Source organism: Metabacillus crassostreae, from assembly GCF_016908395.1.
GTDB lineage: Bacteria > Bacillota > Bacilli > Bacillales > Bacillaceae > Metabacillus > Metabacillus crassostreae.
This window is the reverse complement of sequence record NZ_JAFBDU010000001.1, coordinates 712,548-737,919: the sequence shown is the minus strand read 5'-3', so window position 1 is coordinate 737,919 and position 25,372 is coordinate 712,548. Positions and strand designations below refer to the sequence as shown.

The following is a 25,372-nucleotide window of genomic DNA, read 5'->3' as shown; positions in this document are numbered from 1 at the left end:
AAAGTTCTTCCAGTGGGGTACAAAATGAATTCTTCATACATAAACACTTCAAATTTATGTACAATTACATCAAAAAAGGCACTACCCGTGTGGATAGTACCTTTTTTTCCATATTATTTACGAAAACAATTCCATAAAGCGAGTCCAGAATCCTTTTTCTTCTTCAGGTTTTTCAGTAACTTTGGTTTCTTCTTCATCTTGCTTGATGCTTTCTGTTTTGAAGACAAATTGAACTGAGTTAATTTTTTCATTTTTAGGTGATGTAAAGGATACAGCATTGAAGTCAGATTTATCGAACTCTGACATCATTTTATCCACTTCTTTATTCATTGTAGCTGGTAAGTCACTTGTAGATTCATAGAGTTCTGTGGTTCCGTCGTGTAGTTGACTAACACCGTTTTCTAAGTCACTTGTGCCTTGAGATAATTCGCTGATTCCATTATGCAGACTATTATACGAGCTAGTTAATTGACTTGCCCCTTCTGTATAATTCACTAATCCTTTATGAAAGTTCTTATAATTGGAAGCTAATCCATTTATACCTTCCTGTAATTTAGCGAGTGAATCATCTATGTTCATTTGTTCAAGAGATGCTGAAAGCTCTTTTGTCAACGTGTCTAAATTACTAGCCATTGCTGTAAGAGTTCCGCTAACTTGCGGAAGTGTAACATTTACAGAAGTAAATGCTTTTTTTGAGGCTGCGTAAGTTTCTTTTGCAGTTATTGCAGCTGAATAGGTTTCTAGTAATTGATCAAGTACTTTCTGATCTGCTCCACTTTTATATAAGTTTTGAGTTTGTTCTTCCGTAATGACGTACCCAGGAATTGAATTTATGGCTTTGTCGAGTGAAGAAAAAGCTTTTTCGTAATTTTCTTTTAACGTCATTAAGCTCTTTGACGTTTCTTTTAAACCAGCTGACATTTGCTTAAGTCCATCTTCTAGTTTTTTGAAATCAGCTAGATCAATTTGCTCTGAATTATTTACTAATGAACCATTCAATGCTTCGAGTGCTTGCTGAATGTTTTTCGAACCGCTAATCAACTCAGAGGAAGAATCATTGAGTGCATTTATGCCCTTTTTATATTCCTTTGACCCACTTTGTAGAGTGTTTACACCATTATTTAATTCTGAAACTCCAGTTTCTAATTTTGCAACACCATCATTCACTTCTTTTATCGCATCTGTAAGAGTTTGCATATCACCTGTCATATTATCAATATCTGGTGCATCTATTGACATGGAAGAAGGAATAGCAGATATGTCAATGGCTTCTAGCTCAAAATTAATAACGTCTGCTTCAAGTACTAATTCCACTTCCTTTTCAGGCATCACTGTAAATGTTACTTGCTTGTTTTTCCCTGCATTTGCTAGCATACCGTCAGGAGCTTTAATGTTACTGTATTGGTCAGTGTTTAGTGAAAGAGAAATTTGTAATAAATAGTTTTCAAAAAAGATTGGATCTACTCTATCATTGGCAGAAGTAGCAATCTTAATTTGAACATGTCCCTCTTTGCCAAGAATCTCTTTTGGTGTTATTTCTTTTCCATTCATTAAATATGAAATGGAGATATCCCATGGTAATGGATTTTTTTCATTCATATTACCTTGATAATAAAATTTCCCTTCTGGAGCTGAGAACTCCACAGAATTATTATCTTTATTTAATAAAGATAAATTTGTTAAATTTTTCAGACTTGAATACGGTCCATAATCTACGATATTTCCAGCTTTTTCTATATCTAATATGTTTACAACATAAATTTCTTGTTTTTCACCGGTTGCACTTAAGTTTGCATAAACAACCTCGTCTTTTGAAGAAAATTCTCCTTTTTCATTAGAAACTTCTTCAGCTGTTTTGATATCTGATTCAGCTGTTACAAGAAAAGACGGCATCATTATTATACTTATTACGAATAATATTAGGAATTTTTTCATTATCGGTCCTCCTTAAAAAAGTTTGCTTTCCATGTTGTTTTTGTAATCAATTTATCAAAGACCAATAAGCATGCTGGTAGAAAAAACACAACCATAATAAATGCTAGTAACGCTCCTCTTCCAAGTAATAAACCGATTGATGTAACAATTGGGTTTGAGGAGGTAATCCATAATATAAATCCAACACTTGATAATATGGAAGCTGAGATTCCTATAGCAAATATTTTCTCATCTAATGTTCTTTTGATAGCTGCTATTGCAGGCATTTCCTGTCGATATTCCTTATATGCATCTGTCAGTAGGATCGCATAATCAACCGTTGCCGCTAGTTGAATAATGCTGATCAACAAATATCCTACATATACTAATGGAGAGTCTGTAAAATAAGGAACAGATAAATTGATCCAGACGGCTGTCTGAATAGTAAGCAATAAAATAAAAGGAATCGAAATTGATTTAAAGGTTACTAATAAAACAAAAGCGACAGTTAAAATTGTTAAAAGATTAACTAATTGATTATCTTTTTGAACAATATTTTTAATATCGTATAACGTTACACTTTCACCTACCATTAATACGTCTTGATCATAATAGGATTTTGCTTTATCTTGAACTCGCTCAATTAAATGAAAGGCTTCTTCTCCCTCATTTTTTGTTTCAGTTTGGAGGATGATTCGTGCATAATTTTCTGAATAAAATTGATCTGTAATAGAAGAATCTAAATATTCAGGTGGAATTGCTGCACTAACCGTGTTAACAAAAGCTAGAACACTAGATACATGTTCGATTTTTTCTAAATCTTGCACTAATTCCTCTTCTTTTGCGACATCCCCTTTTGGAACAAGTAAAACAATTGGAGTGCTTTCACCGAAATGTTCTTTAATTTTCACGATATCACTACCAGCTCTTGTGTTTTCTGGTTGATCTCCGATTCCATAGATGAAATTCGTCTGACTTTGTGCTAAGAATGCAGGAACAATCACAAGCAGTACGAGTAATATACTTGGAATTTTCATTTTCACAACAGCATTTCCTTTGTTCTTGATGCTCGGTAGCAAAGGTTTATGTTCTGTTTTATCAATCCATTTATAAAACAAAAGTGTTAATGCAGGTAAAAAGATCATAACACTAATAAAGCTTAATAAAATTCCTTTAACTAAATTAATTCCTAAATCTGCCCCGATTTCAAAATTCATAAATGTTAATGCAATAAAACCAAAGAAAGTTGTTGAGGCACTAGCTGTAATCGCAGAAAAAGATTTTTTCATAGCAAGCTCCATCGCATGATGAGGATCTTCTACTTTTTTTCGATAATCTGCAAAACTATGAAGAAGGAAAATGGCGTAATCTAGTGATACAGCTAGCTGTAGGATTGGTGCAACAGATTGAGTTACAAATGAGACTTCACCAAGAAAAATATTTGTGCCCATATTAATTAACACGGAAACTCCAATTGCTGTTAAGAAAAATAATGGTTCTATCCAAGATTTAGTTGATAAAACTAAAATCAATATGATAATCGGCACTAATAAGGCAGCTGCGAACATTGATTCAGTTCCAGCCATTTTTTGTTGTGTTGCCGTATTAAGTGATTCTCCAGACATTGCATTATCTTCTCCAATGAGCTCATAGATGTTATCTGTTATGACAACTTCCTCACCCTCACGAATGCTAAATGAAAATAATGCTTTATTATCTTTATAATACGTTTCAACAACACCTTGATCAGCCATTTCAAGCGGTGATTTGAGATCAATTGCATCATCTAACCATGTTACATTTGAAACACCGTCTATTTTCTCCAGTTTATTTTTAAATTCAAGTGCTTCCTGAATTGTCACATCTTCAATCATAATTCGGTTTGTAGGAACACTTCCCTCAAATTCTTCTTGCATGATATCCATTGATACGGTAGAACCTGCATCATCTGGTAAGTAGTCTGTCATATCGTAGTTCACTGATACTTTTAAGGTTGCTATGGCACAGAGTACTGTCAGAACCATAAATGTAATCGCAACGGCTTTTTTATGTTTAATAATTCGTGCTGCTATGTTAATTGCTATTCACCCTCTCTTGCTACTTTTTCGTATACACTCTATTATTATATGGACACGGTGTTGTCTATTCAACAAACAGTTATTCTTTATCTGTGACTTTTCCAACACATTTATTAATTATGTCGGATAATTCATAAATTTAAAGGAGTTTTATATGAGTACTTCTAAATTAGATCGAAGAAAAAAATATACACGAATGGTGTTAAAGGATAGTCTTATCCATTTATTGAAGGAAAAGCAGATTTCTTCCATTACAGTTAAGGAGATTTGTGGTAAAGCTGACATTAATCGCTCGACATTTTATACACATTATCATGATCAATATGACCTTCTCGACAAAATTGAAGAAGAGCTTATTGAAGATATGAAAGGATATTTGAGTCAATACAATTACGAAGATGATGATTTACAGATGATTGAAAGATTATTAGAATATTTTGCTTCCAAAGCTGAAATCTGTAAAACACTTCTTAGTGAAAAAGTTGACACAACCTTTCAAAAGAAGGTGATGGTCGTCGCTCAACATTTCTTTATGAATAACTGGCAAGCAGAAAGTCCCATTGATGAAGACCTATCAGAGTATTTGAGCATTTTTGTCATCAGTGGAAGTATCTATGTGACAAAAAGCTGGTTAAACAATGGAATGGACAAAGCTCCAAGAGAAATGGCGGAGATGATAAATAGCATGATCAAGAATGGATTATTAGGGGTGAAGTAACAGTACCCCTATGCCGATTAACACCTTCTAAACACTATTCTCACTGACATATTTAGTAAATCCTCCTATGTAAAAAAACAAATAACAATTCTATATCATTTTCCGAAAAATCATCTGATATTGATATTGGTTTAATCTCATTTTGAGATATATAATAAAGTTAACAAATCAAAGAAATCGTTTACACGAAATGTAACAGCTTTGTTACTTCCCATACATTAGGAGGATTTAAAATGAGTAAAGTAGCCAGAGATTCAAAAGTGAAGGAACTATTAGCAAAACAAAAATTCAATGAAAAAGAAATGTCTGAAATGACTGATCCGCAGATTGAATATTATCACTGGCTTTATTTTGAAGATTCTGTTTATGATTATATGTAAGTTGAAAAATGATAATATGCAACAGCTTTTGTATATGTACAGAAGCTGTTTTTTGTTGTATTCAAAGAAAAAATAGTTGATTTGCTTTCTATTAGAAAACAAATCAACTATTAAACACAGAAATAAATTTACTCTTTTATCAATCTCTTTCTCCATCCTAATACACCTAAACATAATCCTAATAGGACGATTATAGAACCTATCAAGAAGGAATTGTAATAATTAGTTGCAGTATTCGGAAGATTTTTTCCTTCTACTTTATCAGAATTAGTAGAATCAACTTTTTCTTTGTCTTTATCTTCTGCTCTATCTTTGCTTGTGTCCTCGTTTTTACCACCAACTACCTCATCTTCTTTTGTTTTTTCTTCTTGATGAGGTGTTTTAGGTTCATCACCTGGTGTTGGATTTTCTTTATCTGGTGTTGGGTTTACTTCATCTACGATTTTAGCCGTATATTCAAAGGTACCTAAATCTATATTTGTATCTAGTAAAGAAGCAAATACAGAAAGGGTGAAATTCTTAGTAGGGTCAACATCACCTGCAACTACATTTTCTTGATCAGCAACTGAACCACCTAGAATAATTTCTTTATCGAATTCTAATGATGTTGAACCAGATACTGTGGACATTTCCACCTGAGTAAATACCGTTTTACCATTTTGTTCAATTTTGAAAGTAACCGGAATGACCATATCAGGGTTTTGATCTTTCGTATAAGCTGATTCTGGTATTGTATTCATCCATTGATCAAATTCTTCATTTAAGCTAAGTTTAGCTGAAATATTTAGTTTATCATCTTTTACTTCTGCTTCCATTTCACCTGATGCAGAATCGGCAATTTTACCGCCTGTAGTGTACATTTCCTCACTTACATAACTAAATGCTTCAATAACATGTGGAAGATAAAACACACTATCATGTTCGCCATTTTCAATCATGAAAATATGATCTACATTTTTTTGTCGTAGCTGATTGTCTAACTGAATTGCTGGTGCTCCAAAACCATAAACATCTCGGTTACCAGATATAAAGTAATGTGAATAGTACTGTAAATATTCATCACTTACTTGTTCAACTATTAAATTAGGGCTATGTTCTCTACCATAGGTAAATGCACCAAAGAAACTAATGATTGAAGAAAAGTAATTTGGATTTGATAATCCAATACCATATGCTCCTTGCCCACCCATTGAAGCCCCTGCTGTTCCGTTGTATCTTGAATCAGCAATTGTCCGGTAATTTGCATTAATAAATGGTACTAAATCCTCTGTGACCATTGATTCCCAATCATCTCTCCACCAGCTCATCCCATCACTATCAGGAATCACAACAATCATATCCTGAATATCTCCATCTGCCATACCTTTTTTAAGAATATCTTGGATGCCATCAATTTCATAAGATTTACTTGTAGAGCTAAATTGATGCAATAAATAAGTAACAGGATAACGTTTATTTGAATCAAAGTAGCCCTCTGGAAGGTACACGCGATAATTCATTTCAGTACTACTTCCTTCTAGACCTTTTGCACTTGCGGCATATGATGACGTGTAAGAATCTACATAGAAAGTCTCATGATCACCGTACATGACCACGTTACCATTTTCAATCTTGTAATAAGCATTAACTGTTTCTGTTTTATTTTCACCAGAAGCATTTGTTATGTTTCTTTGTGCTTGATACAAATACAGATCTTTATAATTATAAACATTTACCGAAGAATCAGATACAGATACCTTTCCATCTCCAGTTAGATCTTTGTTCACTTTATCGATTAGTCGAGCTTTATTATAACCAAATTGAAAATAATCTGGTGCTATCGTTTTTGCATATGCGTCAATATCTTTATTTTCTAGTGCAGTGTTTTGAGCGACTACAAATTCTTTAATTTTTTCTGCAATTGTTGATTCTGCTAAGTCAGAAGGTAAACCTACAATTTTGTTATAAGCTGCTGGAGAGAAAATCCCTACTGGACCTTGATACCAGCCTCCACCACCATTGGAGTTTGCCATTCTAACTGCAATCGTATTTGATCCACCATAATTTAAAATATCAGATTCTAACTTGTATAAACGGTCCACATCCCATGGATTACTTCCATCATAATGACCACCAGGTTCAGGGATACCAGTTGCACCAACACGAACACCGTTTACATATACTTCATCTGCTTCATCAAATTTACCAAGAGCTAATAGTAAGTCGTCTTTTGCAAAATCTGCATTTATGTTAAATTCACGTACGTACCATGCATAGCCAGTCCAATTTGAATTATTTTCAAGACTTTCATCAAAATCAGCTGACCACCATCCTAGTGCTGGTTGAACTGTACCCCAAGTTGACCATACATCCTTTGTTACATTAGTAATTTGATCGAGAGCTTCACTTCCTGTATTTGAAAAAGGTTTATACGCTTTGAATTTCCAATCTCCCATAAGATCAATTAACTGTTCATCTGGTTTTGACCCTGTATCCATAATACGTACTAATGATTCACTTCCAACATTAATTGTAAATCCAAGCATTTTAGCTGTAATAGATACATTCGAATTCGTTCCATTAACTGTATTTGGAATTTTGAAAATCCCTTCAAAGGTTTCTACTCCAGCTACAGAGATTGTCTTATTTTCTTTATGAAGCACAGAACCATCTGCTGGATCTGTTAATGTAACTTCAATTGTCATATCTGCTGGATGAGGAGATATCTCTGTAAAAATAGCATTAACATCGATATTATAACCAACCTCGATTTCTTCAATAGAACTTGCTGCTACTTGTGGAGACAACGAAATATCACCATTTACCATTTTTGAATAAAACTGCTGACTAAACCGATTCATTACTCGACTTACCGATTCTTGTAAATAGGCATCATCATAAGTACCATATCGTGCTGTATATTCATGAATATCATATGACAAGGTTTTAAACCAATTAATGAATAAAGCTCCTATTTCATTGGTCGATTTAGGTTGATATGTGAATGAATCTTCTGTTGGACCATCCAAATAAGTATAGTAGTTTTCGATATTATCTTTACCGATTTGCGATATTATGTCATAAACATCACCGTATTCATCATATATTGGATGATCAGTTCCAACGAAATGACCACGAATGCTTCCGATATTCTTAATCGTATTTGGTGTGTTTAGAACCGTATTGTTATTATCAGTCATCCCATAAATGTAGGCCATATATCCACCGAGCCCAACACCAAGAATGGCTCTTTGATCAATTGTAGCTATTGTATTGTATTTAGTATCAACATCAGCAATAATATTGTTCATTGTGATGCGAAAATTCTCACCAGAATCAAAATTAGGCATAACGATTAGCATATTTCCTGATTGATCAGTTTCCATTTCACGTTGAATCATTGAAATCATTTTATCACTGTATACTGATTTCCCATCCTCAGGCATTAAATAAAGAACAGGATAAGATTGTCCATTTCCAGCTTCATACCCTTTAGGTAAGATGATTTTATAGGAACCATTGTCTTCCATATTTACTTCAGTCCCTTCACTTACAGCAAATGTCTTTATATTAAAATTGCTGCATATTAAAAGAATTGTTAACATTAGTGCAAAAATACTTTTCCCCTTATTCATTTGGAACCTCCATTAGAATTAAGTTTAAATGCTCGAAAAAAATTGTAATTGATTGAATTAACGTTAAACTTTTACACCATTTTTGCTTGCGCCTCTTTAATTTTATGTGTGTGATGATATAGGATAAAAATACATAAAGTAATTCTGGGAAACCAATATTCACATGTATATTTAATCTGTCCTTGTGGAAATATCCCATGATTTTTAATTTCTAAAAAAACTAATTTACTAATCAGGAATCTGATGTATATGTACAATCTGGAGTTATGAAATGAAAGTTGGTTTCACAATTTTTTAATTTCTATAAACATTTATTATTGGTGTATTTTCTCTCTGTCCCCTTTCTTTTTGTAAGCGCTATCTCAATACTACCAACATTAAAATGCAATCGTTAGAAAGATCTTTAGAATGTGTTTAGAATTTTTATAAAGATTTTACAAATGTAAGTGTTTACATTTGTACTTTTTTTAGGATTTTGTACTATATTTCACTTTCTGGATAAATATGGTTTAATGTATGCGCTACTTACCTAAATTTTTAAGACAACTAATAACTTTTCTTTCTATTAAAACTCAATAAATAACAATTTTATATCAGTTTTCGAAAAATCATCTCAAAATGATATTTGTTTAATCTCATTTTGAGATATATAATAAAGTTAAGAAAAGAAAACGTTTACATGAATGTAGCAGCTGTGTTACTTCTCATATATTAGGAGGATTTAAAATGAGTAAATTAGCCAGAGATCTAAAAGTGAAAGAATTATTAGCAAAACAAAAATTCAATGAAAAAGAAATGTCTGAAATGACAGATCCACAGATTGAATACTATCACTGGCTTTATTTAGAGGATTCTGTTTACGATTATATGTAAGTAAAAAACTTAATGATAATAAAACAGCTTTGTACATTGTACAAAGCTGTTTTCATGTTAATTAAATTGTTTAGTTCTGTCCCCAAATCTCTTTTGAAATATCAACAATATACTTCAATTTTGCCCATTGCTCATCTTCAGTCAAGATATTGCCATGATGTGTTGAAGCAAAACCACATTGAGGACTGATACATAAATTTTCTAATGGCACATATTTAGTTGCTTCTTCAATACGCGCTTTAATATTTTCTTTGTCTTCTAGATTACCATGCTTTGATGTGAAAACACCTAGTACAACTCGTGGTCCATCATTTGGAATATAATTCAATGGCTCGAAATCTCCTGAACGATCATCATCATATTCTAAGAAAAAGCCGTCTACTTTTTCCTTTGCAAATAATGTCGGAGCGATTTTTGCATAGCTTCCTTCAAATGCCCAAGTTGAACGATAGTTACCACGACAAAGATGAGTTGTAACAATTAAATCCTCTGGTTTATCTTCTAATACACCGTTAATAACACGTAATGCTAACTCAATTAATTCTTCACGTGAAGTTCCACCAGCATCAAAATTAATATTAGGTGCATTTAAAGCGGCAATATACACATCATCTAATTGTAAGTAGCGGCAACCTGCGTCATAAAAAGCTTTTATTGCATCACGATATGTTTGGATTACATCTTTTGTATATTCCTCAATATCGGGGTAGATTTCTAGGTCACGAATTCCAGGGTTAAATAACTGATTTGGACTTGGAATTGTTTGTTTTGCTACTGCACGATCTCCAACAATTTCTTTAAATTGAATAAATTCCTTAATATGTGGGTGCTCCGGGTTAAACGCTACTTTTCCGATCACTCGAACATCATATCTTTCAGTTTCTTCTCCTTTAAATTTAAACCCAGTTTCAGGAACATACCCTTCTACACCTGTTAAATGCTCAAGAAAATCTGTATGCCAGAACTTACGACGAAATTCTCCATCTGTTACAGCTTGTAAGCCAACTTCAATTTGTTTATCTACGATTTTTTTGATTTCTTCTGTTTCAATATTATGTAATTCTTGAGATGTAATACTACCTTCTATATGATTCTTTCTAGCTTGATGAATTCTCTCTGGACGTAATAAGCTTCCTACGTGATCTGCTCTAAATGGTGCTGCTGATACTAATGTTTTTGTCATCTGTTTTTCTCTCCCTTAATGAAAATTTTTTAAAAAACGAACAACCTAATGAAAACTGAAATCAAAAAACCCCTCTTCTAGTAATAAGAAGAAGGGTTAAATAATAAAATTAGTTTACCTGCTCCTCTTATCTCTAGCATTACGCTACTTGGAATTGGCACAGTACTATAAAAGTCCGCTGCCGAGGTATCATAGGGCCAGTCCCTCCACCTCTCTTGATAAGAAAAATCAAAATATTAAGTTATAAATCTATCATAAACTATTCCTATAAAAATTGTCAACATTAAAATGGGTATTTTTTCTCTGTTATCAATATTTTTCCATATATTATATGTCTTCAGTTTATTTTGTTAGGTTGAAATTAGAGAATTTATTTAAAAAAGTAGTAACTCCCACTACCCAAATTGCACTATAAACAATCGAAAAAAGAAGAATCATAGCACTAATATTCCAACTAAGGTTTGTGCCTACATCAGGACCAAGCACAGTAAATTTTGTCACACCAAGAATAAAAAGAATGCCAAGAAATAAAAAAAATCCTGAAAATAAAATAGTTGATATTGATTTTTTAAAAACTTGAAAACCGATTCCCATTCCAAGTCCTAAAATTCCTTGAGTTAGCAAATAAACATAAGCTTCACTTGGTTGTAATACGCACAATAATATAAATGTTATAAAGTATGAGAAAACCCCAGTTGTAATTGACATTAATGTTGCTAAAATCAATGGTAAAGTTGCCAATGCACTTATGACGAAACCAATTCCACCTAGCATACCAAAAGCACAACAAACTGCTCCAAGGATTCCTGTCATTCCACCATACTTAAAAGTTTTTAAATAGCTTCTTTCTTTCAACCTCCATTTACGAGCAACACTGGTATCGATTTTAAGGGAAAATATTCTTTCACGCATCAATTCCACCACCTACTGTTCATATGTTCTCCTTCTTTATGAATGAAGGTAATTCTTACATTTTATAATTATGTAGAAAGTAGTTTGGATAGAATATCGTACATTTAAGCGACACAAAGATTTACTTAAAACTAAATGGAATATGCTTGATGAAAGATCTCAAATTTATACGAAAGTAGTCTTCAATATCATTGCTTAGTCTTTCTTCTAAAATTGTAAACTCTTTTAAGATGTAATTTAAGTTAAAAACATAATGAAATTCTGATTGTGAAAAAATTGAGTGAATTCGACCATAATTAGAATATGTCTGCAAAGAAATCAGTGCACCATCTTCATAATCATCATATTCAACTGTATAATAATGAAATTCAACTTTGCCTTTTTGCGTATAATCTCTTTTCCAGTAATACAGAGATTTATAAAATTCTAGAATTGCAATTTCTTCTTGAAAATAAATAACATCATTACATTTAATCGTAAAAAGAGCATCTACAGCTAGGATTTTTGAAGCATCTCATTTATCTTTATTAGAAATAATATGACGATCATTTACAAATTCGTATTCAAAGAAAATCTTATTATCTTCATTATTAGTTTCCAACATGTTTACACATCTTTCTTTTTATGATTATCGGATAGTAATTTACCAAGAATGATACATAAGAATGTTAAACCTAAAAATAAACCTGTATCATCTGGTTCCACATTAAAGAAAGTTGGAGATATGTATAATTCCAATACAAAAATAACCATAGCCATTATTAATAATATTTTATAAATCACAATTATAGTTCCTTTCTTTATCAAACATTTGTTTACTTAAAGTTACATTATTATACTGGTAATCCCCATTAATTTACCAATAAAATTAAATAAAGAATAATATTTTATCAAATAATGAACTATGTTTTTGCCGGAGAAGAATGATCTAATGTGACTGATTTTCAAAATCTAACACTGTCAATCAATTGCTCCATAGCTCAAAAAAATAAAATGATCCTCCAACTCTTTTTCATTAATTGATAGTCTAATTGACAGATCTTTTGTGCGTAGAACAAATTCTTTAACACCAATGAATTCAGATTCTGCAATTAAATAGAGATGTGTACCTCTTTTTATACCTCTAAAATTTTTCTTTAGTTTATATTTTTTAATCATTGTCTTACACAAATACTCCCTTATTAAATATGTTAAATCTAGAAATGTTTATGTTTATTCCAATTTTTTCGCACAAGAAATTAGCAGTAAATGAGTTCTACTAATTATAACTCAAATATACTTAGTGGTCTTTTATATGATATTTAGGTAGTTGTATTGATTAAAAACAACTGTAATAATAAGTATAAAAAAGCTTTCCTAAAAAGATCAAGGAGAACAAAGATTATGAGTAAACTTATAGATGCAATTAACGAAGTTGTAGCACAATTTTTAGGAGAAAACAGAACTTGGACTGTTTCCGAAGGGAAAAGCGGCTATAATAACACCACTCGTTATATTGAATGTGATGAACAGAAATATATAGTTAGAATTTATGAATCTCACCAAGATCTAAAAAAGGTAAAACTAGAGCATGAGGTTTTATTAAAGCTTCAAGAGATACGAGATTTACCATTTCAAGTCCCTGTTCCACTTATAGCAAAGAATGGTGATACGATGGTTCGATTAAATGATACCTCTATGAAAATAGCGTGTATGTATCATTTCATTATCGGTGAAAATCCTACATTAGATCACCCAGAAATTATTTACTCGTTTGGACAAAGAACTGGTTCATTACTAAAAGCTCTATATGAATTAAAGCTTAATAACACAATGATTTATCGACCTTATTATGAAATTGAACATACTTATCCGGAATTGCCTATTAATAAAATCGCAGAATGGTGTTACGATCCACCTCACGAATTTACCAAATATAAAAACGAGTTATTGTGGATCAAGCAGCAACTAGTAGATTTTAAGCAATATGTGCCCACCCTTAAAAAGCTTCCACATCAATTAATTCACGGTGATTTAAATGCATCGAATATTTTACAAACTTCTGAAGCAATATCGGCAATTCTTGATTTTGAGTTTGTTACAAACGATTTACGTGTGATGGAAGCTGCAGTGTGTATCTCAGAGCTAATCGTCGGAGAACAAAACCAAACACGACTTTGGGAAAATATAGAGGCCTTTGTTAACGGCTTCACTTCACTTATTTCATTAGAGAAAGCAGAAATCGAAGCACTGCCTATATTGGTTCAACTAAGAAGATTAGATGTATTCGTTCATTTTCTTGGCCGTTATCTAGAAAATATTGATGATAAGCAAGTGTTAGAAGAACAAATCGTTAAAGCAGCAGCAAATCCTCAATGGTTACAAGAAGGTGGCGAGAACTTAAAATTGTTGTTCCGAAACTAACCTATTTAAATAGTTAAGCAACAAGGTTTCTTTTTACTTATGAATAGTAAAACAATCGTTAATTACTATTCATAAGTAAATAACAATTCGTAGAGTTTTATTTTAAATAAGATCTTTAGCTAGGATTCAAGTATTTTCTTCCGATTTAACTCTGCTATCATGATGTTTAAATCTTATCATCGTAAAGATATAGTTTATTATAAAACTGAAAATTAACAAGAATAGTAATAAGCTATTATTTACATCATTCCATATTTGTTTAATGATAAGAAAAATCAATAGAGAACCTAAAACAGCACCTATCCATAATTTAATTTGAAGAACTTTCATTTTTTTCATTTTATTAACTCCTTAAATAGGTAAAACCAGTGTTTTTACGAAGCATGATGTTGATAGTAAACAATGGTACATCCCACAGGTTTCATTTTTAGCTTTATTATAAGCAGCTTTTTCCTTTATCGTAATTTTCTCGATGAACACTATCTGGTAGCATATTACCACCTGTTGCCCATACTAAATGGGTTGGGTGTTGAAAAGCGGTTTTAGCATTTTCTAGTTTCATCATACCTGGAAAGCCTGCAACAGCAGATGGCTCTAAATAGATATTTTCTGTATCAACTAACAGTGATAATAACTTATAAAGATGCTGATCTTCAACTGTATAAACTCCACTGATTAGCTCTTGTAATAGCTTTCCAACAAATCCAGAGGGTCTGCCAACAGCTAATCCATCAGCTTCTGTTATGTTATCAATACCAAAATCTTGAACAGATACTTTATCATGTAATTCTGTGACTAAACCAAGAAGCATGGCAGGAGAATGAGTTGGTTCTACAAAGTAAATATGTACATTATTTTTGAAAATTAACTTCAAACCAAAAGCCACTCCTCCTGGTCCACCGCCAACTCCACATGGTAAATGAACAACAAGTTGGTGCTTTTCATTAACATTGACACCTAATTCATCAAGCTGCTTTTTTAGTCGTAATGCTGCGACTGCATAGCCTAAAAACAGATCTTTAGAATTTTCATCATCAACAAAATGCATGTTTCTATCAGCTTCTGCCTGTTTTCTGCCCTCAGCAACAGCTAAACTATAATCAGAATTGTACTCAATCACGGTAACACCTTTTTTTCTTAATAAATCCTTTTTCCACTTCTTAGCATCTGCAGACATATGTACAAATACTTTAAAACCTAGCTTTGCGCTCATAATCCCGATACTAAGTCCTAAATTTCCTGTAGATCCAACAGCAATTGAATATTGAGAAAAAAGCTCCTTAAAACGAGGTTGAGCTAGAATGCTATAATCATCTTCAATAGTTAACAAACCAGAACTCAGTGCTATTCCTTCTGCATGCTTTAATACCTCATAAATCCCACCTCTTGCTTTAATTGATCCTGATATCGGCAGAAGATGATCACATTTTAAAAGCAAATCACCATCTAGTTCTTTATTGTAAAATTGCTCCAATGCTTTCTTCATAGAAGGAATATCCACTGTTGGTGATTCAATGATTCCTGAGGAGGGTTTTGTTTCAGGAAACACAGTCATAAGAAAAGGTGCAAATCTATTTAACCTCTCCTCTGCTTCAATCACATCTTTCAATGTAAGGGGAATTTTTGTTATCGCCTTTTCAAATGGTTTATATTTTGGGTTCAGCCATAGCGTTTCTTTTGTATGGATAATCGATTCGATGATTGGTTGAGTTTGAATCCATTGTGTTATCGTTTTTCCGTTAACTTTCTTCATCTAAATAACACCTCTTTAAAAGGAATTTCTTCAATCATTATACTAGTTTACATGAGTATAAGTATATTTGAAAATTAGGCTACAACATAGTCTTTGGTGTTCTTCGTAAAAAGAATGCTTTTGGGATGAGAATTATGATCGAAAATGGAAAATTATGATAAAATTAAGTTTAACTAGCTTCACCATAAATTCGTCGTTGGGGATGAACATTTGAAGGACTTTATATTAGCCATAATTACTATTTCATTAACTGTTATGATCTATAATGGATTTACAACTCTTGTTGGGTTTAATTATGAAATATTTAGTGATAAATTTAATTTATTGTTAGCATTAATTGATCTTGGTATCTGGATAGTGATCTTCCTACCAATTTCCAAGCTTTCAAAAAAAGTAATATTGGGGGAAGATAATTAGACTTCACTCCTCCCTTTTAACTATTTCCAAAATTAAGATATATAATGACTTTAAAATACACCCTAACATGCTTTATTTATCTATTTTTCAATCTCCATTCGTCTTCTAAAATAGCCATTAATATTGAATCGTGATATTCATGGTCATAAAAAAGTGCATCTCTTTGTACCCTTTCTTTTTTGAAGCCAATTTTCTCTTAAACTTTATAAGCTCTTTCGTTAAAAGCAAATACATTTAACTCTATTCTATGTAAATTTAAGATACCGAATGCATGTTCTAATAGGAGGTTTATTGCCTCCAAATCATCATCTAACTCAAATCGTTTTTCTAATTCATCCTGTTCTGCTTCATAGTAATAAATTGGAGCTGGGCTTGCATACCTTGTAGGAAGTTTGTCGTAATACTTACTGAATATCCTCCACTAAACTTCAAATTCAGAACCTCCAATACTTCTACAATTTTATGCAAGTTATTATAACACTTTTTACTTCAACACTTATTGAATTTAAATGGAAAAAGATATTCATATAACAATAACTACCTCCTTTTTCTAAGCAAATAGAAAAATTGCCTAGTACTACAACATTTTTTCTAATTCCATCTTTAGTATGTAACATAGTTAATGTTACACTAGAAAAAGAATGAAATGGAAAATTTTAGACATGGGGGATATTTGTTATGGAAGAATTTATTTTAGAAATTAATGATCTTAAAAAAAGTTATAGCTCAAAGTCTGTTTTAAATGGTGTCTCTCTTAAAGTGAAACGAGGAGAAATTATCGGTTATATTGGTCCAAACGGAGCTGGAAAAAGTACAACCGTTAAAATTATGTTAGGAATTGAAGACAATTATTCTGGTAGTATCAAGATCTTTGGCGAAGATATTTCTAATGAAAAAATAGAGTATAAAAACAAAATAGGATATGTGCCTGAAATTGCAGAAGTGTACGACAATTTAACAGGATGTGAATATTTAACGTTTATAGGTGAATTGTATGGACTTAATAATGATTTAGCAGATTATAAGGCGAAACGTTTAATGGAGCTATTCGGTATTGGTGAAGTCTATCACTCTCGTATTGCTTCTTACTCAAAAGGAATGCGACAAAAGCTTTTAATTATCTCAAGCTTAATACATAACCCTGAATTGTTGTTTTTTGACGAACCAATTAATGGTCTTGATGCTAACAGTGTAATGATTTTCAAAGAAATTATGACCCAGCTTGCAGCTCAAGGAAAAACCATTTTCTACTCTTCTCATATCATGGATGTTGTTGAAAAAATTAGTAGTCGGATCATTCTTCTGCATGATGGAAAGATTGCAGCAGATGGCACGTTTGATGAGCTAAGGAAAGAAAGTACGGAAGGATCTCTAGAGCAGATTTTTAATCAGCTTACTGGATTTAGTGAACATAAAGACCTTGGCTCACGATTTGTTTCTGTTGTAAGGGAGATGTAGAAATGAAGAATTATCGTACACTGAAGCTATTAGATCAATTCGAAAAAATATTCAGAAGTTTTGACGTAGATTACAAGATGATGAGAAAAATTCTACAAATTAAATTAACAATGGATGGACGAAGAGTTCCAACGATTTTCTCACAAAATGCTAAGAAAAAAGACAAGGAAAATGACAATCAATATATAAAATCTTTATGGATTTACGTTTTATTTGGTTTGTTTATGATCCCCTTTTTACTAATTGGTGAAAATTATTTGTTTCAAATGAGTCTCTTTTATGGTATTTTCACCTTTTTTGTTATGACATCAATGATCTCAGATTTTTCTTCTGTACTGCTGGATATTCGTGATCGCAATATCTTATTTCCAAAGCCTGTTAGTAGAAGAACGATTAGTACCGCTAAAATGGTACATGTTATGATTTACCTCTCTTTTCTAACGATTGCTCTAGTTGGAATTCCATTGATTATTGGCCTATTTGTTCATGGCTTTCTGTTTTTCTTAGTATCAGTTGTAAACATCATTTTTATTGATTTATTGGTAGTTGCTCTTACGGCACTCATCTATTTGGCTATTTTACGATTTTTTGACGGTGAGAAATTAAAGGATATTATTAACTTTGTTCAAATAATGTTATCACTTGCGATAATGGTCGGGTATCAATTACTTGTTCGCTCATTTGAATTTATCGACCTAGCTGTCTCACTTGAGCCTAAATGGTGGCAGGTATTTATTTTTCCAATGTGGTATGCATCTAACACGGAAATGATACTGATAGGTAAATTTCAGCCATTTTATCTACTATTTTCAGCTTTAGGAGTATTGATCCCTCTTTTAGCAATAGCAATTTATATAAAATTTAATCCTGCTTTTGAGCAAAGTCTTCAAAAGCTAACTTATCATGGAAAAGCGAAAGAAAAAAGACACAGTAAGTTTCGTCAAGTTCTTCTTGGTATTATTTGTCGGTCACAAGAAGAAAGAACGTTTTTCAAGTTTGCTAGTTTAATGATGAAAAATGAACGAGATTTTAAACTGAAGGTCTATCCATCTTTAGGTTTTTCTATTGTAATCCCGTTTATATTTATCATGAATGGGTTTAGTACAGATTTTAACGCTCTATCCACAAGTAAATCGTATTTATCCATTTACTTCAGCTTAATTGTTATCCCGACGATCATGTTATTATTGAAGTTTTCAGGAAAATATAAAGGTGCTTGGATTTTCAAGGTTGCTCCTATTAATCATTTAAAGCCAATGTTTAGTGGCACAATAAAGGCATTTATCGTGAATTTATATTTACCAGTTTATTTGATTTTATGTGCAGCATTTATTGTCATATTTGGTGTGAGAGTTACACCTGATCTTGTTGTTGTCTTTATAAATGCTTGTTTATATACTGTCATATGCTTTATTATCCTTAAAAAGGTCATTCCCTTTTCAGAGTCTTTTGATGCTTATAATCAAAATAGCAATGGTGGACTTTTATTTGCTTTAATGCTGCTAGCTGCAGTATTTGCTGGTCTCCATTTTATTAGTACATTGATGCCGTATGGAATTTATCTTTATCTTGTGTTATCGATCTTGATCTTGATGATTATGTGGAAGAAGGCATTTCAAATTACTTGGGAGAACATTCATGAATAATTCGAAGATCTTTTTTAATAGAAGCCATTTTAAATTTCTACTTCAAAACGCTGTTGATTTTTGATCAACAGCGTTTCTACTTATTTATTCTACAGAGATCATCAAGGGTTTTTTTCGATACACACTAAGTACGATTCCTATAAGAATAGAATTTAAGACAGTTGAATGTAGTCCATAGCTAATAAAAGGTAATGTCATTGAAATTATTGGGAAAAGTCCTAGAATCATTCCAACGTTGTACACAACTTGAATGGATAGTAATGAACACACGCCTATTATTAATAGTTTACCGAAACGATCCTTTATACTAGTTGATACAACGATCATTCTATATAAAAATAATAATATTGTAGCGAAAAGAAATCCAGATAATATCCAACCAAAATAAAACGTAATATTAGCAAAAGCGAAATCTGATGTCATCCCGTTATCAATATTGGCTTGACCTGAATTTCCAAACCAACAACCCTTTGATATTAATTCTTTTAACTTGATATACATATAACCTGCGCCTTGTGAATATTCATTGGGATTTAGAAAGCCTAGTAGTCTATCCTTTTGGTATTCTTTTGTGTTAAACCAAAAGGTACTAGCAGTTGTAATAACTAAACCTAATATTACTCCAATCGTTGTATAAATAGCTTTCTTACTTTTTGAGCTACATATAAATAGCGTAAACACAAGAATAGAGTATATAAATACATCAGATAAACTTGGTAAGCGCATCAACAGAAATACTGAAAACAAATAGACACCAGCTATTACGAATAACTTGGGCTTTTCCTTAGAAAAATAAAAGGCCCAAAAAACGAGAAATAGAGAATAAAGTGAATTCCCACTAAGATAAAAGCCAAAAAAGGTAAAAAGACCAACTTCATTAATGACCGTGACCGTATTTGGAAAAAAGGTAAGAACAATCAATAAGCCTAATGCTGCTAGTAGAAAAAACCAACCAAATCTTTTGACCTTTCTATAATCAATAAACATAACCGTTATTGTCACTAAAATTCCTAATACAATATATATTACTTGTTTAATCAATAGATTTTCAGAGTAAACGGTTGAATAAATGTGAGGAAGAACTCCCATTGAAATAATAACGATGAATAGACCAAAAAGTTTCCAATCAAATATCGGTCGATACAATTTATTAAAGTGAGTTCCAAGCTCTGATGGACTACCCATCTGGCTTATTGCTTTCTCTTCAGCTTCATTATCACTAATTCCCTTTGACACTAGCTCTGACTTTGACATTTTTATATGATAATTCAGCTCTTTGTATATAACTGACTTAGCTTCTTTTGCTTTAATGAACTGTAATACTTCATCTAGAAATTGTTCCTTACGATTAGTCATAACTGTTACCTCTCAAATATTTCTTTTTGAAAGTATGACGTAGCATCGCTTTTATGTTCAAGCTTTTTTAATAATTTCAATCCTTTATCATTAAGCTCATAAAGCTTTACATCATCATTTTCCCAATATATATTCAAGTAGCCCTTTTGTTCGAATTTATGTAAAGACATGTAAAGAAGACCCTCTTCATTTTCAAATCTTTCTATCCCTCTTGCACGCATTAATCTACTTAATTCAAAACCTGTTCGTTTTTGCTTCAGTAGCTGAAAAACCGCTAATAAGATATCAGCCTCTGACGTGGTTTGAATTTGTTTCATTCTCTGTCTAATGCTTTTCTTATGTTCTTCTGTAAAATTAAGCTCTTGTAATACAGTTCTTTTCATAGCATGTTTAAATTGGTTCAACTGATCATCCATATCTATCTATACCTCCAAACACTCTTTTAAGATTTCCTTGGCTCTCTTCAGCCTGGTCTTAATCGTATTTTGATTCACATTTGTCAAATTGGATATTTCCTTAATCGATCGTTCTTCAAAATAGAATAAATAGATTACTTCCTTGTATGTATCTGGTAAACTGAACACTGTTTTTACTAAATGTTCATCTTCATATTTTTGAATAACTTGTTGTTCTACTTCATTATCTATACTTAAAGTTTGTTTGTCCTGGTCATCAGAAACAACGATATGTTTACAATGCCAGCTTCTTAAATAATCTTTACAATGATTGATCGCAATTTTCCAGAGCCACGTTTTTAATGAAGATTTATTCTGATATTGATCTAATCTTTGATAACACTTCACAAATATATCCTGAGTAAGATCTTCTGCAACCTCTTTATTCCCTACATAGGAGTAGGCAAGATGTAATATTGCATTTCCATATTGATCCATTAATTGATCTATTAATTTTTCTCTATCATTTGTAATAAGGTCTTGAGTCATACTTTCTTCCAATGTAATCTGCTCCCTTCCATACATTAGACGATGCTAAAATAATAAAAGTTTGGGCTCATGTTAATTTTTAAAGGTTTATTTATAATATGTTGGTTTATGTAGGTTGTAAAAATGTAATAAATTCGTTTTATCACTATAGTGAATAGTAAACAATGACTCTATAAAAAACAACATAATAAAAAAAGACACTAACTCATAGTGTCTTTTTTTACGTATTTGTGTTAACAATTACTACCATAAATCGTTGCACCTATAATGATTAGTAAAATAAATAACACAACGATAAGCGCGAATGTATTATTAGGTCTATAAGTTGGTGCTGGAGCACAATATCCGTAACCGTAAGCAGGAGCTTCATACGTATATGGCATGATAGGCTGATGAGGCATATTTGCTGCTGCATTCATATGTGGAGTGTTTGCCCCAGCTAAATGTGGACTGTTGTTTTCGTAACCGTACATTTATACATCTTCCTTTCGATTGTTAAAAGTATCACTCGAAATAGTATATACGCTTATCGAATTTTGGAGCCCGTCTAGTTGGAGAAAGTATTCATGAAACAGCCTAAAATGAAGCCCATTTTTTAATTTTAAGGTGCTTTACTATCGGTAAGTCAACTAACCATCTAACGAATCCTCTTCACTGCCATGCTAGCTTACTTAGTTATTGACCATCAAACTCATTTTGCACGTCATCTTCTCATCTTGACGTGTCATGCTCTATTTTTTATCGACCATTCTTCGATCTTTTCACGCCATTCATCATGTTATCGACCATCAAACTCATTTTGCACGTCATTCTCTCATCTTTTCGCGTCAAGTTCTCTTTTGTATCGACCATTCTTCGATCTTTTCAAGCAACTCACCATGTTATCGACCATCAAACTCACTTTACACGTCATCTTTTCATCTTTCCACGTCAAGTACAATTTTTTATCAACCTAACAGCTAATAAATTCAAACGGTAATAAATTTTACATTTAATGGTGGAAATCATGTCCCTCTACATCTGGTTTTGCGCCTTTTAATAAAAATTCCTCATCCTTCTCAGTTAAACTCCCAACTACAAATTGCTTTTGTGGGATGATGATCGATCCATTGCTGCTTGCATGTACTTTAATAAAATATAGACCTTCCTGTTCAAGCGCTTTACTTAAACTGTAAATACCGTTTCCCTCTTCAACAGCTTCTTCCATTGAATGATAATCAGTTCCTTCTTGATTCCAAATTTCAAAATGAACAAAGTCTGGGTTTTCTAGTGCTTGTCCAGCCTGAGTTAATTGAACTTTGAAGTTTGTATTTTCATTAACAGTAATTGTCTCAGGAAGAAGAATATCAATGTTAATAGGTGATTCCTGAGGGTATAGCTTAACAACATCTTTTTGATTCGAACATGCAATAAGAAATAATAGTAATATAGGTAATAGATAGAAAGTTTTATTTCTCATTTTTGTACCCTCCTTTACTAAGCATTGAAAGTCTTCTTCAAATTTGAACTTCTTTGGATGATCAACAAATCTATTAACCACACAATAATGAGAGACAATCCAACTAATGGGAAAATAATCCCAAGTACAATTAAAAGAATTAAAAATGATTTCATTTTGAATGCACTTGGTGCTTTAGGTGCGCTAATGTCATGTTTCTTTTTGCGAATAAGCCATAAATAATATCCGCTTAATGCGACAAAGATAATTCCCCAGCAGATTACAAGACTGATAAGCTGGTTGAACCAGCCAAATTGTGTTCCTTTGTGTAAAGTAATTCCCAAGGCAACGATTTTTCCGACAATTCCGTAGTTATCAAAATGATAGTCAGTTAAGATAGCTCCTGTGTATTGATCAACATGCATGGTCAGTTCATCCTGTGCTTTAGGTGGATAAGCTGATAGCGTGAACACTCCACTAGGCTCACTAGGTATATAAATTGAATAGCTACGATCAATTCCTTCTCTGTTTGCTATTGTGACAACTTCATCGATTGATATCGGAGTAAACCCTTCAACATCTGAAGAAGGTATGTCTAAATTTTCAGCTGCCCAAGGTACATCTGCAATATCCTTTGTTTTAATTGTGGATGTTGGAGCTTCACCACTCCAAACTGAAGGTGGATATCCTACACCAGATTGTGTTGCGATATTTTGAAATTGAGTTCCCCAAAATCCAGACCATGGAAGTCCAGTCATAATTAAAAACACCATACCTCCAGCAATCCAAAATGCAGGTACAGCATGCAAGTCTCTAACTAGTACCTTCTTTCCTTTATTAAATCGTGGAATAAGGACTCCTGAAAAAGCAAATTTCTTTTTTGGGACCCATAAATATAATCCAGTGATAACGAGAATAACTCCCCAACACGCTGCTAGCTCAACAATTCGATCACCAAGTGTTCCAGCCATTAATTCTCCATGGAATTCTTCCACTTTATCCATGATTTTGTCATCGTCATTTAATTCACCGATTATTTTACCTGTATAAGGATCACTATAAACTGTTAGCGATTTCCCATCATTTATTACACTTACTTCACTAGATCGATCATCGTTTTCACCAGGTCGATACTTCGTTACAAGTGCATCTGGATATTTTTCTTTCACTTTCTCGATCTGTTCTGAAGCTAAAACTCTATCTTCCTGTGGTGTTACCTCGTAGAGATCTTTGTAAATCATATTTTCAATTTGAGGCTTGTACAAATAAATCGAGCCTGTAAATGCAAGTATAATAAGAAACGGTGCAAAAATAAGAGCCGCATAAAAGTGCCATCTCCATACTGTTTTATATAATGATTGAGCTTGTTTTTCAGGTTTTATCTTCTCTTTGGTCATTCTCTATAACTCCTCTTCAATTAATTTTCTATGGTAACATCATAAAAAAATAATGTGTTGAAAAAGTGAAGAAATTGAACTTTTTTGTTGTTGTTTTTAATGCAGTAGTAGATTTCAAGTGAAGAAAGATCTCAACTCCACAAATTCTTCACAATTTCCCCTTATAATAGGTGTATGATAAGTAATCATATTGTAAAAGAGTGAGGTACATAAAATGGGTGTTACCATAATGATTATTGATGATGAAGAACAAATGAGAAAGCTTGTGCAAACTTTTTTATTAAAGGAAGGTTATACAGTATTACAAGCTACAGATGGCATTGATGCTCTTGCAAAAATAAAAAACAACATACCTGATCTTCTTATAGTTGATGTGATGATGCCTTTTATAGATGGATTCACATTTGCTAGTGAAGTAAAGAAAATACACGATATTCCGCTTATTTTTTTATCAGCTAAAGGTGAAGAATGGGATAAAGTTCATGGATTAAAATTAGGAGCCGATGATTATATTGTGAAGCCATTTCATCCTGGTGAATTGTTGGCTAGAATTGAATCTGTCTTAAGAAGAGCAAAGGTGGCATCTCTTTCTTCAACAAGATTAATACTAGGGCCACTCGTTATCGATACGAATTCACATTCAGTTAAATTAGATGATCAATCACTTTCATTTACTTTAAAAGAATATGAATTACTGTTGCTTTTAGCAAAAAATAACGGAAAGCTATTTTCAAGAGAACAATTATTACAGTCCATATGGGGAGACTACTACACGGGTAGTGAACGAACAGTTGATACACATATTAAAACACTACGATTAAAATTAAAAAAACATGGAGCTCTCATTCAAACTGTCTGGGGAAAAGGTTATAAATTTGAGGTGTGAAA

General features: G+C 32.3%; 22 protein-coding genes, 1 pseudogene and 1 riboswitch. Of the genes and pseudogenes, 8 read left to right on the top strand and 15 right to left on the bottom strand.

Annotated features, from left to right (window positions below):
* Window positions 1-117: 117 nt before the first annotated feature.
* Together JOC75_RS04040 and JOC75_RS04035 are read right to left on the bottom strand one after the other, a co-directional pair.
* On the bottom strand, window positions 118-1,935 hold the full coding sequence (locus JOC75_RS04040; protein ID WP_204952812.1) for a YhgE/Pip domain-containing protein: 1,818 nt from the start codon (window positions 1,933-1,935) through the stop codon (window positions 118-120).
* Entirely contained in the window at window positions 1,935-3,881 is a 1,947-nt protein-coding gene (locus JOC75_RS04035; protein ID WP_239589271.1) for an efflux RND transporter permease subunit, read from the bottom strand. The genes JOC75_RS04040 and JOC75_RS04035 overlap by 1 nt, the downstream gene beginning before the upstream one ends.
* A 265-nt stretch (window positions 3,882-4,146) precedes the next feature.
* Here JOC75_RS04035 and JOC75_RS04030 point away from each other — a divergent pair, with 265 nt between their 5' ends.
* Window positions 4,147-4,710 carry a TetR/AcrR family transcriptional regulator gene (locus tag JOC75_RS04030; protein ID WP_204952810.1) on the top strand — a complete coding sequence of 188 codons (564 nt, stop codon included), beginning with the start codon at window positions 4,147-4,149 and terminating at the stop codon, window positions 4,708-4,710.
* Between the two features lie 233 nt (window positions 4,711-4,943).
* Window positions 4,944-5,090: a hypothetical protein gene (locus JOC75_RS04025; protein WP_168714496.1), complete on the top strand. Its 147-nt coding sequence runs from the start codon at window positions 4,944-4,946 to the stop codon at window positions 5,088-5,090.
* Between the two features lie 128 nt (window positions 5,091-5,218).
* On the opposite strand, the gene JOC75_RS04020 is transcribed toward JOC75_RS04025, so the two are convergent.
* Window positions 5,219-8,704 carry an alpha/beta hydrolase-fold protein gene (locus JOC75_RS04020; RefSeq protein WP_204952809.1) on the bottom strand — a complete coding sequence of 1,162 codons (3,486 nt, stop codon included), beginning with the start codon at window positions 8,702-8,704 and terminating at the stop codon, window positions 5,219-5,221.
* Window positions 8,705-9,430: 726 nt separating this feature from the next.
* On the opposite strand from JOC75_RS04020, the gene JOC75_RS04015 reads away from it, so the two are divergent.
* Window positions 9,431-9,577: a hypothetical protein gene (locus tag JOC75_RS04015; RefSeq protein WP_204952808.1), complete on the top strand. Its 147-nt coding sequence runs from the start codon at window positions 9,431-9,433 to the stop codon at window positions 9,575-9,577.
* 70 nt (window positions 9,578-9,647) lie between these two features.
* Here the strand turns inward: JOC75_RS04015 and JOC75_RS04010 are convergent, their stop codons facing one another.
* From JOC75_RS04010 to JOC75_RS04000, 4 genes are all read right to left on the bottom strand, one after another.
* Entirely contained in the window at window positions 9,648-10,760 is a 1,113-nt protein-coding gene (locus tag JOC75_RS04010) for a 5-methyltetrahydropteroyltriglutamate--homocysteine S-methyltransferase (RefSeq protein WP_204952807.1), read from the bottom strand.
* Between the two features lie 124 nt (window positions 10,761-10,884).
* A riboswitch (SAM riboswitch) is annotated at window positions 10,885-10,985 on the bottom strand.
* Window positions 10,986-11,102: 117 nt separating this feature from the next.
* The gene (locus JOC75_RS04005; protein ID WP_204952806.1) at window positions 11,103-11,672 is read right to left on the bottom strand and encodes a hypothetical protein; all 570 of its coding nucleotides are present in this window, start codon (window positions 11,670-11,672) and stop codon (window positions 11,103-11,105) included.
* 121 nt (window positions 11,673-11,793) lie between these two features.
* Window positions 11,794-12,174 (bottom strand): DUF7878 domain-containing protein, encoded by a 381-nt coding sequence (locus JOC75_RS24535; RefSeq protein WP_476703445.1) that lies wholly within the window; start codon window positions 12,172-12,174, stop codon window positions 11,794-11,796.
* 458 nt (window positions 12,175-12,632) lie between these two features.
* A complete protein-coding gene (locus JOC75_RS04000) occupies window positions 12,633-12,830 on the bottom strand; it encodes a hypothetical protein (RefSeq protein ID WP_239589270.1) in 198 nt (65 codons plus the stop codon).
* Window positions 12,831-13,055: 225 nt separating this feature from the next.
* On the opposite strand from JOC75_RS04000, the gene JOC75_RS03995 reads away from it, so the two are divergent.
* Window positions 13,056-14,075 carry a phosphotransferase gene (locus JOC75_RS03995; protein WP_204952805.1) on the top strand — a complete coding sequence of 340 codons (1,020 nt, stop codon included), beginning with the start codon at window positions 13,056-13,058 and terminating at the stop codon, window positions 14,073-14,075.
* Between the two features lie 436 nt (window positions 14,076-14,511).
* Here JOC75_RS03995 and JOC75_RS03990 read toward each other — a convergent pair whose 3' ends face one another.
* Window positions 14,512-15,828 (bottom strand): D-serine ammonia-lyase, encoded by a 1,317-nt coding sequence (locus JOC75_RS03990; protein ID WP_204952804.1) that lies wholly within the window; start codon window positions 15,826-15,828, stop codon window positions 14,512-14,514.
* Between the two features lie 210 nt (window positions 15,829-16,038).
* Here JOC75_RS03990 and JOC75_RS03985 point away from each other — a divergent pair, with 210 nt between their 5' ends.
* Window positions 16,039-16,245, top strand: a complete 207-nt coding sequence (locus JOC75_RS03985) for a hypothetical protein (RefSeq protein WP_204952803.1) — start codon at window positions 16,039-16,041, stop codon at window positions 16,243-16,245.
* A 76-nt stretch (window positions 16,246-16,321) separates the two neighbouring features.
* On the opposite strand, the pseudogene JOC75_RS23870 reads toward JOC75_RS03985, so the two are convergent.
* Window positions 16,322-16,543, bottom strand: a pseudogene (locus JOC75_RS23870) (GNAT family N-acetyltransferase); the annotation flags it as partial.
* A gap of 380 nt (window positions 16,544-16,923) precedes the next feature.
* On the opposite strand from JOC75_RS23870, the gene JOC75_RS03980 reads away from it, so the two are divergent.
* Together JOC75_RS03980 and JOC75_RS03975 are read left to right on the top strand one after the other, a co-directional pair.
* A complete protein-coding gene (locus JOC75_RS03980) occupies window positions 16,924-17,703 on the top strand; it encodes an ABC transporter ATP-binding protein (RefSeq protein ID WP_204952802.1) in 780 nt (259 codons plus the stop codon).
* A gap of 2 nt (window positions 17,704-17,705) precedes the next feature.
* Window positions 17,706-19,349, top strand: coding sequence for a hypothetical protein (locus tag JOC75_RS03975; RefSeq protein ID WP_204952801.1), 1,644 nt, complete (start codon window positions 17,706-17,708; stop codon window positions 19,347-19,349).
* An 84-nt stretch (window positions 19,350-19,433) separates the two neighbouring features.
* Here JOC75_RS03975 and JOC75_RS03970 read toward each other — a convergent pair whose 3' ends face one another.
* The 6 genes from JOC75_RS03970 to JOC75_RS03945 all read right to left on the bottom strand — a co-directional run bounded on the left by JOC75_RS03970 (window position 19,434) and on the right by JOC75_RS03945 (window position 24,484).
* Window positions 19,434-20,705, bottom strand: a complete 1,272-nt coding sequence (locus JOC75_RS03970; RefSeq protein ID WP_204952800.1) for an FtsW/RodA/SpoVE family cell cycle protein — start codon at window positions 20,703-20,705, stop codon at window positions 19,434-19,436.
* A 5-nt stretch (window positions 20,706-20,710) separates the two neighbouring features.
* Window positions 20,711-21,121 carry a PadR family transcriptional regulator gene (locus tag JOC75_RS03965; RefSeq protein WP_204952799.1) on the bottom strand — a complete coding sequence of 137 codons (411 nt, stop codon included), beginning with the start codon at window positions 21,119-21,121 and terminating at the stop codon, window positions 20,711-20,713.
* 6 nt (window positions 21,122-21,127) lie between these two features.
* Window positions 21,128-21,661 carry a sigma-70 family RNA polymerase sigma factor gene (locus JOC75_RS03960; RefSeq protein ID WP_420827999.1) on the bottom strand — a complete coding sequence of 178 codons (534 nt, stop codon included), beginning with the start codon at window positions 21,659-21,661 and terminating at the stop codon, window positions 21,128-21,130.
* Window positions 21,662-21,882: 221 nt separating this feature from the next.
* The gene (locus JOC75_RS03955; RefSeq protein WP_420828009.1) at window positions 21,883-22,050 is read right to left on the bottom strand and encodes a YjcZ family sporulation protein; all 168 of its coding nucleotides are present in this window, start codon (window positions 22,048-22,050) and stop codon (window positions 21,883-21,885) included.
* Between the two features lie 590 nt (window positions 22,051-22,640).
* Window positions 22,641-23,108 carry a FixH family protein gene (locus JOC75_RS03950; RefSeq protein ID WP_204952798.1) on the bottom strand — a complete coding sequence of 156 codons (468 nt, stop codon included), beginning with the start codon at window positions 23,106-23,108 and terminating at the stop codon, window positions 22,641-22,643.
* 17 nt (window positions 23,109-23,125) lie between these two features.
* Window positions 23,126-24,484, bottom strand: coding sequence for a PepSY-associated TM helix domain-containing protein (locus JOC75_RS03945; protein ID WP_204952797.1), 1,359 nt, complete (start codon window positions 24,482-24,484; stop codon window positions 23,126-23,128).
* A gap of 214 nt (window positions 24,485-24,698) precedes the next feature.
* Here JOC75_RS03945 and JOC75_RS03940 point away from each other — a divergent pair, with 214 nt between their 5' ends.
* The gene (locus tag JOC75_RS03940; RefSeq protein ID WP_204952796.1) at window positions 24,699-25,370 is read left to right on the top strand and encodes a response regulator transcription factor; all 672 of its coding nucleotides are present in this window, start codon (window positions 24,699-24,701) and stop codon (window positions 25,368-25,370) included.
* Window positions 25,371-25,372 lie beyond the last annotated feature (2 nt).

Bases quoted from the DNA above. Each gene is read 5' to 3' on its own strand.
- JOC75_RS04040 (WP_204952812.1), bottom strand. From the start codon at position 1,935: ATGAAAAAATTCCTAATATTATTCGTAATAAGTATAATAATGATGCCG.
- JOC75_RS04035 (WP_239589271.1), bottom strand. From the start codon at position 3,881: ATGACAGACTACTTACCAGATGATGCAGGTTCTACCGTATCAATGGAT.
- JOC75_RS04030 (WP_204952810.1), top strand. From the start codon at position 4,147: ATGAGTACTTCTAAATTAGATCGAAGAAAAAAATATACACGAATGGTG.
- JOC75_RS04025 (WP_168714496.1), top strand. From the start codon at position 4,944: ATGAGTAAAGTAGCCAGAGATTCAAAAGTGAAGGAACTATTAGCAAAA.
- JOC75_RS04020 (WP_204952809.1), bottom strand. From the start codon at position 8,704: ATGAATAAGGGGAAAAGTATTTTTGCACTAATGTTAACAATTCTTTTA.
- JOC75_RS04015 (WP_204952808.1), top strand. From the start codon at position 9,431: ATGAGTAAATTAGCCAGAGATCTAAAAGTGAAAGAATTATTAGCAAAA.
- JOC75_RS04010 (WP_204952807.1), bottom strand. From the start codon at position 10,760: ATGACAAAAACATTAGTATCAGCAGCACCATTTAGAGCAGATCACGTA.
- JOC75_RS04005 (WP_204952806.1), bottom strand. From the start codon at position 11,672: ATGCGTGAAAGAATATTTTCCCTTAAAATCGATACCAGTGTTGCTCGT.
- JOC75_RS04000 (WP_239589270.1), bottom strand. From the start codon at position 12,830: ATGATTAAAAAATATAAACTAAAGAAAAATTTTAGAGGTATAAAAAGA.
- JOC75_RS03995 (WP_204952805.1), top strand. From the start codon at position 13,056: ATGAGTAAACTTATAGATGCAATTAACGAAGTTGTAGCACAATTTTTA.
- JOC75_RS03990 (WP_204952804.1), bottom strand. From the start codon at position 15,828: ATGAAGAAAGTTAACGGAAAAACGATAACACAATGGATTCAAACTCAA.
- JOC75_RS03980 (WP_204952802.1), top strand. From the start codon at position 16,924: ATGGAAGAATTTATTTTAGAAATTAATGATCTTAAAAAAAGTTATAGC.
- JOC75_RS03975 (WP_204952801.1), top strand. From the start codon at position 17,706: ATGAAGAATTATCGTACACTGAAGCTATTAGATCAATTCGAAAAAATA.
- JOC75_RS03970 (WP_204952800.1), bottom strand. From the start codon at position 20,705: ATGACTAATCGTAAGGAACAATTTCTAGATGAAGTATTACAGTTCATT.
- JOC75_RS03965 (WP_204952799.1), bottom strand. From the start codon at position 21,121: ATGGATGATCAGTTGAACCAATTTAAACATGCTATGAAAAGAACTGTA.
- JOC75_RS03955 (WP_420828009.1), bottom strand. From the start codon at position 22,050: ATGCCTCATCAGCCTATCATGCCATATACGTATGAAGCTCCTGCTTAC.
- JOC75_RS03950 (WP_204952798.1), bottom strand. From the start codon at position 23,108: ATGAGAAATAAAACTTTCTATCTATTACCTATATTACTATTATTTCTT.
- JOC75_RS03945 (WP_204952797.1), bottom strand. From the start codon at position 24,484: ATGACCAAAGAGAAGATAAAACCTGAAAAACAAGCTCAATCATTATAT.
- JOC75_RS03940 (WP_204952796.1), top strand. From the start codon at position 24,699: ATGGGTGTTACCATAATGATTATTGATGATGAAGAACAAATGAGAAAG.